Below are 14,448 nucleotides of genomic sequence, written 5' to 3'. Positions count from 1 at the left end.
TGTTTTTCGTGCTGCCGTCCCGATATGGGATGGCAATCATGGAGATTCGAGGGTAGTTCCCAGCGCATCCCCACACATTCCTGTGTAGTCCATCGGTTCCGGCCCAGAGGGCGACCAAATGGCCGCCCTCCAGATGGAACCCATAAAGGGTCTTACTTAAGCTCGACCTTCGCGCCAGCCTTCTCGAGCTGACCCTTGATCTTCTCGGCTTCGTCCTTGGCAACGCCTTCCTTGACGGGCTTCGGAGCGCCTTCGACCAGGTCCTTGGCTTCCTTGAGGCCAAGACCCGTGATCGCACGGACTTCCTTGATGACTTCGATCTTCTTGTCGCCGGCCGAAGCCAGAACGACAGTGAACTCAGTCTTTTCTTCAGCAGCAGCAGCACCGCCGCCGCCAGCAGCCGGACCAGCAACTGCAACAGCAGCAGCAGCCGAAACGCCCCACTTTTCTTCGAGCATCTTGGCGAGGTCGGCAGCTTCGAGCACGGTCAGGCTCGAGAGATCGTCAACGATTTTCTGTAGGTCAGCCATTGTCTATTTCCTTAAGCGTATTTGGTTCGAACCAGGGTTTGAATGCGAAGGGCGTCAGGCCGCTTCGCTCTTTGAGGCATAGGCCTGAACAACACGCGCGAGCTTCGCCGCGGGAGCTGTCGAGAGCTGAGCGATCTTGGTCGCCGGCGCCACAAGGAGGCCGAGGATCTTCGCGCGCAGTTCGTCGAGCGAGGGCAGCGCGGCCAAGGCCTTGACGCTGTCGACGTTCAGGACGGTTTTACCCATCGAACCGCCAAGGATGACGAACTTCTCGTTCGCCTTGGCAAATTCGACGGCAACCTTCGGTGCAGCTACCGGATCGTCCGAAGTGGCGATCACAGTCGGGCCCTTCAACAGGGAACCGATGGCAGCAACATCCGTGCCTTCAAGAGCAATTTTGGCGAGACGGTTCTTCGAGACCTTCACCGAGGCGCCAGCCAGCTTCATCTGCGAACGCAGATTCTGCATCTGGGCAACGGTGAGGCCGGAATAATGGGCGACGACCGCAACGCTGGTGGTCTTGAAGACCCCGTTCAGCGCGTCGACCGCGTCCTTTTTAGCCGCTCTTTCCACAGCAAGCTCTCTCCGGTTGGCGGCCTCTATCGAGATAGGACCGCCGGGTTACACCCACCGTCCCACCTGAACCTGACCTCAAGACCCATGCTCGTTAAAACACATGGTCTAAAGACACGTCGGGCGAGACGATATGATAGCCTGCCCTCCCGAACCGTCCTGGCGAACCAGCATTGGCGCGGGGTGTCGAGGTTCGAACCAAATACGCGTCATGTCGCACAAAACGACATTGGCGAAATCCAGTCTTCACCCGTCTATGCTGGCTGCATCAAGTTTTACGATTAAGCCGTTGATAAAACTTGCGTTTATCTAAGGCGCCAGCAGTCTCGGACAGGATTCAGGATCATCGATAAGCCATCATCTGACCTATTGGTGACCCCTGCCCGCCTTCCTCAAATCCGCGTCGCGCGTCCCATCCCCGTCGAGCGATCCGTATGGACAGCCTGAAAGGAAAAGTCTCCTGCGATGTGGGTTGTCGGAGTGCGAACACAGACGCGCCAGCTACCAGCCAGCACGCCCGGAAACGGTTGTTTAACGAGTCTTTTTCGTGTTGCCAAGCGCGAAATGCCGATGTGGCATCTTTTCTGCAGGGGAGCCGTTTAGGGCGCTCAGAGCGCAAAAGTGGAACCGGCTGAACCGGCTCCACTTTTGATTGCATCACCCCTTCGGGCAGGCAGCACCCGCATCGGCCCAGGCCTTGATCAGCTCACCGAACTGCTTCTGGGTGCCCGGCGCCGGGGTCCGGTTGCCACCGGGATGCCAGCCCCAGCCGACCAACTCGTCTTCGGCCATGTGCTTCACAAGCGCGGCCATGTCCTTGCCGCCATTGCGCTCCTTGTCCTTGATCTGGGTGCAGATCTGGCCAAGCGTCTTGCCCTGCCAGGCCATCTCGATGGGCGCCAGCGCCCACTTCGGATTGCCCGGGACGTTGGCGGCATCGAAGTTGTTCTCGTGGTGGCAGGTGGCGCAAGCGAGACCACCGGCTGCGCCGACACCGCCCTCGCCGCGCACGACCAGCGGGATATGCGGCCGCATGCGGTCGGTCTGGGTCGGACGCTCTGTTGCCGGATGGCAGTTCATGCAGCGCGGCGACTGGATGACCTTACCGGCTTCCGTGAACAGCGCCACGGCACGTTCGTTCTTGTTCTTGATCTTGGCGAAGGCCGAGACCGACTGCAGCTTGGTCGGATTGCTGACCGCTGCATCGGCCTCCTGGAAGCTCGGCTCCGCGAATGCGAGGAGACCCGCCGCGAGGCCGCCGGCGACCAGCGCCAACATCGAGTTCTTAAACAAGCTCATGCTGAGGCTCCTGGCACGATCGGCAACTGCCGCGGTCTTCCCACTCCGAGTTTCGCCAGCGCGTTGGCAACGGCAGGCCCGAGCGGAGGCACGCCGGGTTCGCCGACGCCTGATGGCTTCTCGGTCGATTTCACGATGACGACCTCGATCTCCGGCATCTCGTTGATGCGCAGCGAACGATAGGTGTCGAAATTGCCGGACACCGGCGCGCCGCCATCCAGCGTCTGTTCCGCATAGAGGATGTGACCGAGGCCGAAGCCGATGCCACCTTCCATCTGTGCGCGGATGATGTCGGGGTTCACGGCGACGCCGCAATCCACCGCGCACCATACCTTGTGCACCTTCGGACCGTCGTCGGTCATGGACAGTTCGACGACCTGCGCGACGAAGGTATTGAAGCTCTCGACCACCGCAACGCCGCGAGCCCGGCCTGCCGGCACCTTGTAGTTCTTCCAGTCGGCGAGTTCGGCGACGGCCTTCAGCGCGCCCGCATGGCGCGGTTTCTTGCTCAGGAGTTCAAGCCGGCCTTCGATCGGATCCTTGCCGGCGGCCTCGAGCAGTTCATCGACAAAGGCTTCGACGACATAACCGGTGTGGGTGTGGCCCACCGAGCGCCACCACAACACGGGCACGCCGACATCAACCTGATGCATGTCGCAGCGGAAATTCTCGACGTCGTACGGGATTTCGTTCGAGCCTTCATAGGACGTCGGATCGAGGCCGTCCTTGAACATCATGGACTCGAAGAAGGAGCCCTTCATGATCGACTGGCTGACGATGGTGTCGCTCCAGGCTTCGATCTTGCCGTCGCGCACCGCACCGCGCATGCGGTGGATGCAATACGGCCGATAGTAGCCGCCGCGCATATCGTCCTCGCGCGTCCACACCAGCTTGACCGGCTTGCCCGGTCCGATCGCTTTCGCGACTTCGGCGAGCTCGATGGCCTGATGCGTGCTCTGCTGGGCGCGGCGGCCGAAGCTGCCGCCGGCCAGAAGAACGTCGATCTTGACCTTCTCGATCGGCAGCCCGAGCACCTTGGCGATCGCCATATGGTCAGGCGTCGGAAACTGGCAGCCATAGCGCGCATAGGCGGTGTCGCCGTCCCATTTCAGATAGGCGTTGAGCGGCTCCATCGCGGCATGGGCCAGATACGGGAAGACGTATTCAACCTCGATCACGCGGCCACCTTTGGCCATCGACTCTTCGAACTTGCCCTCGGCCTTGACGAGCTTGCCGGCCGTCTTCGACAGGCCGCGGAATTGCTGCAGCAGTTCGGCACTGCCACGCTTCTCCGCCTTGCTGTCGTCCCAGGTGATTTTCAGCGCTTCGCGGCCCATCTTCGCGGGCCAGAAACCCTTGGCGTAGACAGCGACACCATTCGACACCTGCTTGACGTCGACGACACCAGCCACGGCTTTCGCAGCCGTCGCATCGAAGGACGCGACCTTGCCGCCGAATTTCGGCGAACGCGCCACGACCACCGTGAGCATGTCCGGTTCGTTGATATCGAGCGTGTAGAAGGCCTTGCCATTGGTCTTGTCGGCGCTGTCGAGGCGTTTCACGACGCCTTCCTTGCCGATCAACCTGAACTGCGACGGGTCCTTCAGCTTCGGATCGGCAGGCACCGGCATGGCCATCGCCTTGTCGGCGAATTCACCGAAGCGACCTTCATGGCCAGACGCATGTTTGATCACACCGTTATCGACAGTGATTTCGCCTGCCGGCACTTGCCACGCATCGGCAGCAGCCGCGACCAGCATCTGGCGCGCGGCGGCACCGACCTGGCGCATCTGGATGTAGGAATTGGCGATGGCGGTCGAGCCACCGGTGCCCTGCATGCCGAACGCCAGATTCTTGTAGAGCTGCGGATTTGACGGCGCGTGATCGGCACGCATCTGCGCCCAGTCCGCGTCGAGTTCTTCGGCGACCAAAGTCGCCATGCCGGTGAACGGTCCCTGCCCGAATTCGATGCCCTTGCACAGCACCGTGACGGTGCTGTCGGGCTTGATGATCAGGAAGGTGTTCGGCGCGATATTGACCGACGGCTTTGCCGCCGCCTGCGCGAACAGTTTGTCGGCGCGGGCAACGTAAGCGCCGAGCACGAGGCCAGCGCTGCCCTTGAGCAGCGTGCGACGGGAGAGCTTGGTGTCATGAACGGTCATGGCTCAACCCTCCAGAGATTTGGCGGCGCCATGAATGGCGGCGCGGATGCGGACATAGGTGGCGCAGCGGCAGATGTTGCCGTTCATCGCCAGATCGATATCGTTGTCGGTGGGGGTCGGATTGACGCTAAGCAGCGCGGTGGCGCTCATCACCTGGCCGGATTGACAGTAGCCACATTGCGGCACGTCAAGCGCGACCCAGGCGGCCTGCACTGCCTTGGCTTCCTTGGAGTTGAGCCCTTCGATGGTGGTGATTTCGCTGGTGCCGATGGCCGAGACGGGCATTGAACACGAGCGGACGGTCTGGCCGTCCACATAGACCGTGCAGGCGCCGCATTGCGCGACCCCGCAGCCATATTTGGTGCCGGTGAGACCGGCCCCATCTCGAATTGCCCAGAGCAGAGGTGTGTTGGGATCGACGTCGACCTGACGGGCCTGACCGTTGATCTTGAGAGTGAACGCAGCCATCGCTGATGTCCTATGTCGTCGAATGTACGCCTACATTCGAGTTGTTCTAAACAGCCGACATCTACATCCGCATTGCGGAATAACCCATTCAATTATTTTTGTACCGCGCGGGAACGAAATTCGCTCTTGCGAAACGGCCCTGCAGACCAGTCGCCAGCTGGTCAGAGTCGCCGCGACGCTTCGATGCCGCTCAGGATGAGATCGATTCCGGCGATAAAGTCGTTGCGGTCGTCGTGCCCCCGCAAATGTGCAGCCATGCTGCGGGTGAATGCATACGCGTCCGGATCGAGTTGAGACCAGGTGGTTGCGACCGCGTCCAGAAAGTCAGACCTGTCGATTCCTCGCGTCCGGCCGAGCTGCCCATTGGCCGCGTTCTGCGCACCGACGCCAAGGATGTAGTTCAGCAATGCACCCACCGTCGCCCACTGTTCCTCGTCAGGTACGCCAAGGGCGCTCACCTGCCGGCCGATGCATTCAAGTATTCGCACCATGGACAACTGCCCGGGAGCGCGTGTGAGCGCCGACCCAACCCATGGATGCGCGTCGATCGCGTCGAACATGTCCAGCGCGAGGGTGCGAATGACGGCCTGAGGCGTCGCGCCTACCGGAGGCCCTTTCAGCGTGCGCGCGATGATGGCGTCGCAGGCGGCGGTCAGCAGCTCGCCCTTGTTGGGCACGTGCCAATAGAATGGAATGACGTTCCATTCTAGGTCTTGGGGAATGTCCCGGGACAGCCTGCGACTGCGAAGGTGGCGAAATGAATACTCATGTGGCGATTGTCGGCGCGGGGCTCGGCGGGCTGACGCTTGCCCGCGTGCTGCATGTTCACGGTATCGCTGCGACGATCTATGAAGCTGAAGCTTCGGCCGACTCGCGGGCACAAGGAGGCCTGCTCGATATTCACGAATATAACGGGCAGCTCGCCCTCAAGGCTGCGGGATTGTTCGAAGCTTTCCGCGACATCATCATCGTCGGTGCTGATGCCAAGCGCATACGCGACAAGGACGGCAAGCTGCTGTTTGACAGGCCCGACATGGGCAACGGCAGTCGACCCGAGGTGGATCGCGGAGAGCTTCGCCAGATTCTGCTCGATTCCCTTCCTGGCGACACGATCCGCTGGGGACACAAACTTGCAGCGGCGTCTCCGCTCAGCGGCGGGCGGCACGCACTGACTTTCTCCAATGGCTCAACGGTATCGACCGATCTCCTCATCGGCGCCGACGGTGCCTGGTCACGCGTTCGCCCGCTCCTCTCTGGGGAGAAACCGGCCTATGTCGGCACCTCATTCATCGAGACGTTTCTTTTCAACGCCGACACCCGTCACAAAGCGAGCGCGGAAGCGGTTGGCGGCGGCACGTTGATGGCGATTGCGCCGGGCCAGGGAATCTTTGCGCACCGACACGCCGATGGAACACTGCAAGGCTACGTGGCCCTGAACAGGCCGGAGGACTGGATTGCCCGCATCGATTTCTCCGACCGGACGAGTGCCCTCACCCGCATCGCCGCGGAATTCGAGGACTGGGCTCCGGAACTGACAGCGCTGATCGCCGACAGCGAGGTCGCCCCCGTGCTTCGCCCGATCTATGCGCTGCCGATCGAACACCGATGGGATCGCATAGCCGGCGTGACGCTGCTCGGCGATGCCGCGCACCTGATGTCACCATTCGCCGGCGAAGGCGCCAATCTCGCAATGTTCGACGGTGCTGAACTTGGGCTCGCTCTCGCCGCTCATCCAGACGATGTGGAAGCCGCGCTTGTCGCTTATGAAACGGAGCTCTTTCCCCGCAGCGCGTCTGTTGCCGCGGAGACTGACCGGAATCTGAAGCTGTTCTTCAACGACAACGCGCCTCAGAGCGTGGTTGACCTGTTCACCAGCTTTCAGATCACCGAATAGCTGCCCTAAACCGCCACCGCGTAGGGCAGCCCCTTGCCCGCGTAAAACGCGTCGAGATTGGCAATGACGCAGTCCTGCATCGCCGTGTGCGAATCGAGCGTGTGACCACCGATATGCGGCGTCAGCACGACATTCGGCAAAGCCGTGAGTGCGTCGGGCGCGTGGGGCTCCTTCTCGAACACGTCGAGGCCGGCGCCGGCGATGGTCTTGTCCGTCAGCGCCGCTGTCAGCGCAGCCTGATCGATCACCGAGCCGCGCGAGATGTTCACGACCACGCCATTGGCGCCGAGCTTCTTCAGCATCGCGGCATCGATGATGCGGTTGGTATCGGCCCCTGCCCGCACGGCGATCATCAGCACGTCGCACCATTCGACCAGCGCTTCGAGGCTTGGCTCATAGCGATACGGCACATCATGCTTGCTGCGGCTGTGATAGGCGACATCGCATTCGAAGGCCGCGACGCGCGATGCGATCTTGCGGCCGATCTCGCCCATGCCATAGACGCCCACTCTGCGGCCGGGATTGCCGGGCTGCGGCGACATCAGCGGCGACGGCTTTGCCGACGACCAGCCACCCTCGCGCAAATACTGATCCGCAGGCAGCAAGCGCCGCGTCACCGCGAGCATCAGCGTGAGTGCCAGATCGGCGACCGAGGCCGCATTCGCGCCCGGGCTGTTGCCGACCACGATCTTGCGCTCGGCCGCGGCCTTGAAGTCGACGCCGTCATAGCCGGTGCCGTAGCAAATGATGGCGCCGAGCGCCGGCATCATGTCCATCACGTCTGCCTTGAGCACTTGACCGCCCGCGGTGATCAGCGCGCGCACGTCTTTCAGTTGGTCAGCGGAAAAGGTCTGCAGCGGTGGCTTGCCTGCAGCGTCTAGTAGGTCGAAGTGCTCGCCGATGCGCACCATCTGGGACTTCGGGAAACGCGAATAGATCAGAACCTTCTCGGCCATCGTGACATTCCTGCTGGGTCAAAGAGCGGAAGACAAAAGAAAGGGCGGAACCGGTTGCCCGATTCCGCCCTGGTTTCTTGCAAGCCTTGTTCCGGCTTAGCCGAGCACGGTGCCCGTCTCAACCTTGACGCCGGGGCCCATGGTCGAAGACACGGCAACGCGCTGCAGATAGGTGCCCTTCGCGCCAGCCGGCTTCGCCTTGGAGACGGCATCGACCAGAGCCTTGATGTTTTCGACGAGCTTCTCTTCCGAGAAAGATGCCTTGCCGATACCAGCCTGCACGATGCCGGCCTTCTCGACACGGAACTCGACCGAACCGCCCTTGGCACCCTTGACTGCGCCGGTGACATCCATGGTCACGGTGCCGATCTTCGGGTTCGGCATCATGCCGCGCGGACCGAGCACCTTACCAAGGCGACCGACCAGCGGCATCATGTCGGGGGTTGCGATACAGCGATCGAAATCGATCTGACCAGCCTGGACCTTCTCGAACAGGTCTTCTGCACCGACGACGTCTGCACCGGCAGCCTTGGCTTCTTCAGCCTTCGGGCCACGGGCGAACACGCCGACGCGGAGCGTACGGCCGGTGCCGTTCGGCAGGGTGACGACGCCACGGACCATCTGGTCGGCATGACGCGGATCGACGCCGAGATTCAGCGAAATTTCGATGGTCTCATCGAACTTCGACTTGGCGCGTTCCTTGACCATCTTGATGGCCTCGGCGACCGGATAGAGCTTCTCGCGGTCGATGCCCTCACGGGCCTTCTTCAAACGTTTTCCAATTGCCATGACCGTTTACCCCGCGACCTCGACACCCATCGAACGGGCAGAGCCCTCAACCATCTTCATGGCCGATTCAATGGTGTCGCAATTCAGATCCTTCATCTTCGCTTCGGCGATCTCGCGCACCTGCGCTTTGGTCACCGCGCCGGCCTTGTCACGACCCGGCAGCTTGGAGCCGGAGGTGAGCTTGGCGGCCTTCTTGATGAAGAAGGACATCGGGGGGGTCTTGAGGGCGAAGGTGAACGAACGATCGGCGTAGATCGTGATCACCACCGGGATTGGGGTGTTCTTTTCTTCCTTCTGCGTCTGCGCGTTAAACGCTTTGCAGAATTCCATGATGTTCAAACCGCGCTGACCAAGCGCGGGACCGATCGGGGGCGAAGGGTTCGCCGCACCGGCCGGCACCTGAAGCTTCAGGTATCCGGTCACTTTCTTTGCCATGTGTCACTCCTGTTGTGCCGGTCATCGACCGGCTGTTTCAGGTTTCGTGGTTCGGTCGACAAGCGGTTGGCAACCGCCCTTTTCCTCCCACGGCCTTAGAAACGCGAGGCGAACCTCGCGCTATTGCGATCAGACCTTTTCGACCTGACCGAATTCCAGTTCGACCGGCGTGGCGCGGCCGAAGATCGACACTGCGACCTTCACGCGCGAGCGTGCTTCGTCGATTTCCTCGACGACGCCGGAGAACGACGCGAACGGGCCATCGGCCACCTTCACGTTCTCGCCGATCTCGAACGACACCGACGCCTTCGGGCGCTCCACGCCTTCCTGCACCTGGTGCAGAATGCGCATCGCTTCGGCTTCCGAAATCGGCATCGGCTTGTTTTCCGCGCCGAGGAAGCCCGTGACCTTCGGGGTGTTCTTGATCAGATGAAACGCTTCGTCGGTGAGCTGCATCTTCACCAGCACGTAGCCCGGGAAGAACTTGCGCTCGGCGTCCATCTTGCGACCGCGACGTATTTCGGTGACCTTCTCGACCGGAACCAGAATCTGTTCGAACAGGTCTTCCAGGCCACGCTGCTTGGCCTGTTCCTTGATCGACTCCATCACCTTCTTTTCGAAATTCGAATAGGCGTGAACGATGTACCAGCGCATGCTCATAATTCTGTTCCGTCAGTGCATCGTGAGCAAAAAGGCGACGAGGTAGCGGATGACCTGATCCGCCGCAAAAAAGAAGATCGACGACAGCGCCACCATGACGAAAACCATGATGGTCGTGATGGTCGTCTCGCGTCGCGAGGGCCACGTGACCTTGTTGGTCTCGGTGCGCACTTCCTGCAGGAATTTGAACGGGCTGAACGCCATCGTTATGTGATCCGCATCCGTCGTGAGACGATTGAATTGGTTTCAGAATCCGAACAGCCCTCTTGCGCCCAACCCTTTATTCAAGGATGAGCCGCCAAGCGGGCTCGTTCGTTCGGGGATTTGCCGCGTCGGATATCCGGTCACCGGGCCGACAGCGAGTGCAGCTTCCTACTTCGGACCGGACCAAAGGTCAAGGTATCCGGGCCGGACGGGTGGGAACCCTTCCCGCCACCGGATACCACCTGGATCAGCGCCCGCCCACCCCCGGCGATGGTTTGCCGACCGCCGCACGGACGTGCCGGACGACATGATCGGCGACGATGGCGTGGCCCTCCGCGGTCGGGTGCACCGCGCCGCTATACATCGCTGCATAGACGGGCTGCAGGATGTCGAACTGGGTAAAGCCCGGCGAATGGACGTTTGCGGTCAGAAACGCGTCATTCGGGGTCCGGAACAGGCGCCAGCGCGACGCATAGGGCAGATAGGCCGCCGGCGAATAGGGCGTGAAGTCTTCCTTGCCGATCCAGCGTCGTGGCATCGCCATCGCCTCGCCGTCCGCCTGCGGCCGCTTCGGATCGCGCGCGCAGAGCCCGCGTTTGGCGAATTCGCTCTGGTGATCGGTGATGAGCTGGAAGCCGGTTCCAGCGCCGGTGGCCAGCGCCGGGCAGCCCCCGCCCCGTCCGTTGGTGATGCAAGCGGTCCGGGCGAAGAAATCGTTGAGAAAGCTCACCGTCTCGGCCAGCCGTTCGCGCGACAGCACCAGCTTCTTGTGGACGTCGAGGCCGAGCGTCGGCTGCGCGCCGCACAAGGCGCCCGTCTCGTCGAACTGGATCGGCTCGTAAGCCGTCTGCAGGACCCTCGCGGGCGCCACGCCAAAGCCGTCGCGCAAGGCATCGCGGAGCGCCACCATGCGCTCGTCGAGCTGCTCCATGTAAGCGCGCGAAACTTGCGGCGAGAACCGGATCTGCTTGCCGAGCAGGTTCGCGATCGGTGCGAGATCGCCGGCGGATTCGGTCATCGCATAGACCATCAGCGGCGAGAAGCCGACATCGTTGCCGCCGATCGACAGCAGCAGTGTGTCGATCGGACGCTTGCGCTCATTCGGCGCACACCAGGATTTTGTCACCGGCATATTGGCGACCTGCACGCTGCCGCTGGCATAGGTCGGCAGATTGTAGGTCGCACGCTGCGTGCGGCCCGCGGGGCTTTTGCAGATGAGATCGGCGAGTTGATCGAGCTGCGAACGCACCATCGCGTTGCCCGCGCCCTCACGCGCCTTCTTCTCGAGGAACAGACCTTCGGTCACCTCGGAGCCGGTACAGGCCAGGCTGACCAGCGTGATCGACCGGTGCGGATTTTCCAAACTGAGTTGCAGCCCGACGCGAAACGGATAGCCGTATTGCGAGCGGTGGCAATCGGGACTGAGCCAGCGCGGATTGGCGGCATTGAACGCCTTGTCGAACTGCGCCGATGCGAGCGGGAAATAAAGCTCCTGCTCCTCGTCGGCGAGCTTGCGCCGTGGCAGGTTCTTGTAGTCGAAACTTCCTGCCGGGGCAGCGGGGGTCAGTTTCTGCAGAGATTTGCTGGTGCTGCGCGTCGCCATCTCCTCGCGCATCAGGGTTGGATCGTAGACCATCTCGCGCACAGCGCTGAATGTCACCGGAACGTCCGGATTGCTCTCGCCCGAGGCAAAGGAATCGCCGAGCGCGACGATGAACAGATCCTCAACGACGACCTGCGGGTCGTTCAACGTTCGACCGTCGGGCAATTTGACCTGGACCGATGCACCGGACAGATTGCGATCGACGGCATAAGGCAGGCGCGTGATCTTGAGCGGCGTCGCGCAGGACTGCGTTGTGGTCTCGGTCCTGCTGCCCGGCCGCCGCGGCGTCCAGCTCCAGACGCAATCATACGCGCCGGCTTCGGCAATGCGCTCGGGCGACAGCCGGATCAGCACAGTATGCGCATCCGGCAGTACGTAATCTTCCTTGGCCGTGCCCCACGAATAACGCCGGTCGCAACTCGCGAGATAGCGGCCCTGCCGGCTGTCGTAGCAGACGGCGTCGATGGTCTGCGACGCCCAGCCGAGACGCGAGCGATCGTAGCGCGCCCGCGCGGTGTCGGCGCAACTGGTCGGGCTGGTCATGTCGCGGCAATCCGGATCGTTCAGCCGCCGCTCGGTGCGCCACACCACATCGGCGGGCGGCAGCACCAATTCATTGCGCGCAGCGGGATAGCCGCGCTCATACATCGCGAAGGATGCGGCATTCTTGAAGAAGCGAAATGGACTTTCCACCTGCCAGAGCAGATCGGCGGCATGAGCGCCATGACTCAATGACAAATGTCCAAAGGACGACACCAGCAACGTCGTGGCCCCCACGACGAACGTCACAAGTAATTTCATTCTCGACTTCCGGCTGAATTCCCAACGGGTGTGTCGCACGCGCGGCAAGCCAGGTTCATCGCCGCGACCGCACGCCGCAGGGACGCAGCGCAACGGAAACGCGGGGAGCAGAACGATCGCGCATGATTGGCAAAGCCGATGTCGACATGGCCAACAGCCCATTGAGCAAATTGCCCCGCGGATCGTCAGATTCCATTAACCCCGCGGCGAGACTAAAACGCGAGAAGCTACCCGGATACTCCGGTAAGTGGATGTATTAGCAGACCTAAATGCTTTGATCGGCAGATTGCTTGTTTGATCGGCAATGCGACGGGCATCAGCGAATGACCAGCATCACCACCCTGTCCGAGGGAACCGACGCCTCCACGAGGGACCTCCGCAAGGATTCGGCATTGCGGATCGCGCGGCGGCGAACCGCCTACATCGCGCAGGCGTCGAGCTATCTGATCGATGCCGCGATCCTGCTGCTGTACGCCATGATCGGCGTGACCACCGTGGCGACGGGGGTCGTGTATCTGGCCATCAGGCTCGCTGTGGTCGGCATTGCTGCCTATCTCTCGGAAATCCAGGTCAACGACCGTTTCAAGGACCCCTACCTCACGGTCCCCCTCTCCATCGTCAGCATCATCGTCCAGATCGGTGCGATCTATCTCGTGCCGCAGATCGGCTTCTACTTCATCTCCATCATTTTCGTCGTGCTCGGCTTCGCCGCACTCCGCATGAGCGCGCGCCAGACCGGCATCGTCTGGTCGACTGCAACGCTGGGCCTCGCACTACTTTTCCTGATGACCGACAAGCCGATCGGCATTCCCATGGCCACCGCGACCGAGCGCGCTCTGGCGCTGGCCTGTTTCGTCAGCGCGCTTGGCCGCTGTGCCAGCGCCGGCCTCTACGGCAGCTCGATGCGCGAACTGCTGTATCGTCGCAGCAACGACCTCGCGGCTGCCAATGTGCGGATCGAGGAACTGGCGCAACTCGACGAGCTCACCGGCGCATTGAACCGGCGCTACATCATGAAGTGCCTGAACGACGAGATCGCCAAGGCCCAGCGCAACGCCACAACCTGCTGCATCGCGATCATCGACCTCGATCACTTCAAGAAGATCAATGATCACTTCGGACATCCGGTGGGCGATGAAGTGCTGCGCGCCTTCGCCATCTCTGTCTTCGCCAATATCCGCACCATCGACAGGTTCGGCCGTCAGGGCGGCGAGGAGTTTCTGCTGATCCTGCCGGACACCGACATTGATCTTGCGATCCAGACGCTCGATCGATTGCGCGGCCTGATCACGGAACTGAACTGGTCAGCGATTGCGCAGGATTTGACTCTGACGATATCCGCCGGGATCAGCGCCATCAGGCCCAACGATACGCCGGAAGACATTTTGGCGCGCGCCGACCTTGCGCTCTACAGAGCCAAGGATACCGGCCGCGACCGCGTGGTGGCAGCGCCGCAAAAGCGGCAGTTCAGCTGAGCGGCAGTCGGAGACCCGCCTGAAAGGCGCGCTTAGGCTAAAATATATCGATATTTCAAAGGCTTAAAATGGCAGGGGCGGTAGGGCTCGAACCTACGACAACCGGTTTTGGAGACCGGTACTCTACCAACTGAGCTACACCCCTACAGGAAAACGGCGCGCCGTCATTTCCGCGCCGTTTGAAGCATATGCGACGCCTGATTTGCAAGAGGCGAAGCGAACACCACCCCTTAAACCCGATTATTTTGCGGCATCTGCCGGCAACCGTTTGGCTGGCATCGCGCATTCACGATTCAGGCCAGTACCGGGGGCGTTTTCAAAGACGCAACGTGTCGGCGGGTTGCCGCAGACCTTATCGAGATTTTTGAAGCCGACGCATTTTTGGTCCGGCCCTCGATAGCCGGGACCGCCCTTGCACCCGCAGCCCTCACAAGCGGGGCGTTCGGGGCATGCCGCGTGGCCAACGGACATCGGCCACGCGGATAATACCGTGAATGCGAGCACAGAAACGAGCGCTCGCAGCCACATTACTCGATGATGCTAGCGACGACGCCTGCACCGACGGTGCGGCCGCCTTCACGGATGGCGAAGCGCAGCTT

Annotated in this window: 15 protein-coding genes and 1 tRNA gene; 2 read left to right on the top strand and 14 right to left on the bottom strand. The window is 61.7% G+C overall.

The genetic code is table 11. The features are described from left to right. Positions 1-152: 152 nt before the first annotated feature. From rplL to BLW80_RS29645, 6 genes are all read right to left on the bottom strand, one after another. Positions 153-530, bottom strand: coding sequence for a 50S ribosomal protein L7/L12 (gene rplL / locus BLW80_RS29670; RefSeq protein ID WP_089268274.1), 378 nt, complete (start codon positions 528-530; stop codon positions 153-155). Between the two features lie 54 nt (positions 531-584). Beyond that, positions 585-1,103 (bottom strand): 50S ribosomal protein L10, encoded by a 519-nt coding sequence (gene rplJ, locus BLW80_RS29665; protein ID WP_089268275.1) that lies wholly within the window; start codon positions 1,101-1,103, stop codon positions 585-587. Positions 1,104-1,760: 657 nt separating this feature from the next. Continuing rightward, a complete protein-coding gene (locus tag BLW80_RS29660) occupies positions 1,761-2,402 on the bottom strand; it encodes an Isoquinoline 1-oxidoreductase subunit (protein WP_068731517.1) in 642 nt (213 codons plus the stop codon). Beyond that, entirely contained in the window at positions 2,399-4,564 is a 2,166-nt protein-coding gene (locus BLW80_RS29655) for a xanthine dehydrogenase family protein molybdopterin-binding subunit (protein WP_093762209.1), read from the bottom strand. Before BLW80_RS29655 ends, BLW80_RS29660 begins: the two co-directional genes overlap by 4 nt. A gap of 3 nt (positions 4,565-4,567) precedes the next feature. Further along, positions 4,568-5,032, bottom strand: coding sequence for a (2Fe-2S)-binding protein (locus tag BLW80_RS29650; RefSeq protein ID WP_093762207.1), 465 nt, complete (start codon positions 5,030-5,032; stop codon positions 4,568-4,570). A 161-nt stretch (positions 5,033-5,193) separates the two neighbouring features. Further along, positions 5,194-5,709 carry a TetR/AcrR family transcriptional regulator C-terminal domain-containing protein gene (locus BLW80_RS29645; protein WP_093762205.1) on the bottom strand — a complete coding sequence of 172 codons (516 nt, stop codon included), beginning with the start codon at positions 5,707-5,709 and terminating at the stop codon, positions 5,194-5,196. An 80-nt stretch (positions 5,710-5,789) separates the two neighbouring features. On the opposite strand from BLW80_RS29645, the gene BLW80_RS29640 reads away from it, so the two are divergent. Beyond that, complete coding sequence (locus BLW80_RS29640; RefSeq protein WP_089268279.1) at positions 5,790-6,926, top strand: FAD-dependent oxidoreductase; 1,137 nt, start codon at positions 5,790-5,792, stop codon at positions 6,924-6,926. A gap of 5 nt (positions 6,927-6,931) precedes the next feature. Here BLW80_RS29640 and BLW80_RS29635 read toward each other — a convergent pair whose 3' ends face one another. The 6 genes from BLW80_RS29635 to BLW80_RS29610 form a co-directional block, all read right to left on the bottom strand. Further along, positions 6,932-7,882, bottom strand: coding sequence for a 2-hydroxyacid dehydrogenase (locus BLW80_RS29635; protein ID WP_093762203.1), 951 nt, complete (start codon positions 7,880-7,882; stop codon positions 6,932-6,934). A gap of 96 nt (positions 7,883-7,978) precedes the next feature. Continuing rightward, positions 7,979-8,671 carry a 50S ribosomal protein L1 gene (rplA, locus tag BLW80_RS29630; protein WP_089268281.1) on the bottom strand — a complete coding sequence of 231 codons (693 nt, stop codon included), beginning with the start codon at positions 8,669-8,671 and terminating at the stop codon, positions 7,979-7,981. A gap of 6 nt (positions 8,672-8,677) precedes the next feature. Beyond that, positions 8,678-9,106 (bottom strand): 50S ribosomal protein L11, encoded by a 429-nt coding sequence (gene rplK / locus BLW80_RS29625; RefSeq protein WP_068731528.1) that lies wholly within the window; start codon positions 9,104-9,106, stop codon positions 8,678-8,680. Positions 9,107-9,235: 129 nt separating this feature from the next. Next, a complete protein-coding gene (gene nusG, locus BLW80_RS29620; protein WP_068731530.1) occupies positions 9,236-9,766 on the bottom strand; it encodes a transcription termination/antitermination protein NusG in 531 nt (176 codons plus the stop codon). Between the two features lie 12 nt (positions 9,767-9,778). Continuing rightward, positions 9,779-9,970, bottom strand: coding sequence for a preprotein translocase subunit SecE (secE, locus tag BLW80_RS29615; RefSeq protein ID WP_068731532.1), 192 nt, complete (start codon positions 9,968-9,970; stop codon positions 9,779-9,781). Between the two features lie 247 nt (positions 9,971-10,217). Beyond that, positions 10,218-12,374 (bottom strand): SGNH/GDSL hydrolase family protein, encoded by a 2,157-nt coding sequence (locus BLW80_RS29610; protein WP_139285975.1) that lies wholly within the window; start codon positions 12,372-12,374, stop codon positions 10,218-10,220. A gap of 323 nt (positions 12,375-12,697) precedes the next feature. On the opposite strand from BLW80_RS29610, the gene BLW80_RS29605 reads away from it, so the two are divergent. Continuing rightward, positions 12,698-13,849 carry a GGDEF domain-containing protein gene (locus tag BLW80_RS29605; RefSeq protein ID WP_089268283.1) on the top strand — a complete coding sequence of 384 codons (1,152 nt, stop codon included), beginning with the start codon at positions 12,698-12,700 and terminating at the stop codon, positions 13,847-13,849. Positions 13,850-13,918: 69 nt separating this feature from the next. Here BLW80_RS29605 and BLW80_RS29600 read toward each other — a convergent pair. After that, positions 13,919-13,994: transfer RNA gene (locus BLW80_RS29600), tRNA-Trp, on the bottom strand. A 382-nt stretch (positions 13,995-14,376) separates the two neighbouring features. After that, positions 14,377-14,448: EF-Tu C-terminal domain-related protein (locus tag BLW80_RS29590; protein ID WP_139285976.1), on the bottom strand; the 72-nt coding region annotated here is incomplete at its 5' end.

It is taken from the genome of Tardiphaga sp. OK245 (genome assembly GCF_900108575.1).
GTDB classification, from domain to species: Bacteria; Pseudomonadota; Alphaproteobacteria; order Rhizobiales; family Xanthobacteraceae; genus Tardiphaga; species Tardiphaga robiniae.
This window is presented reverse-complemented; position numbering and strand designations above follow the sequence as displayed.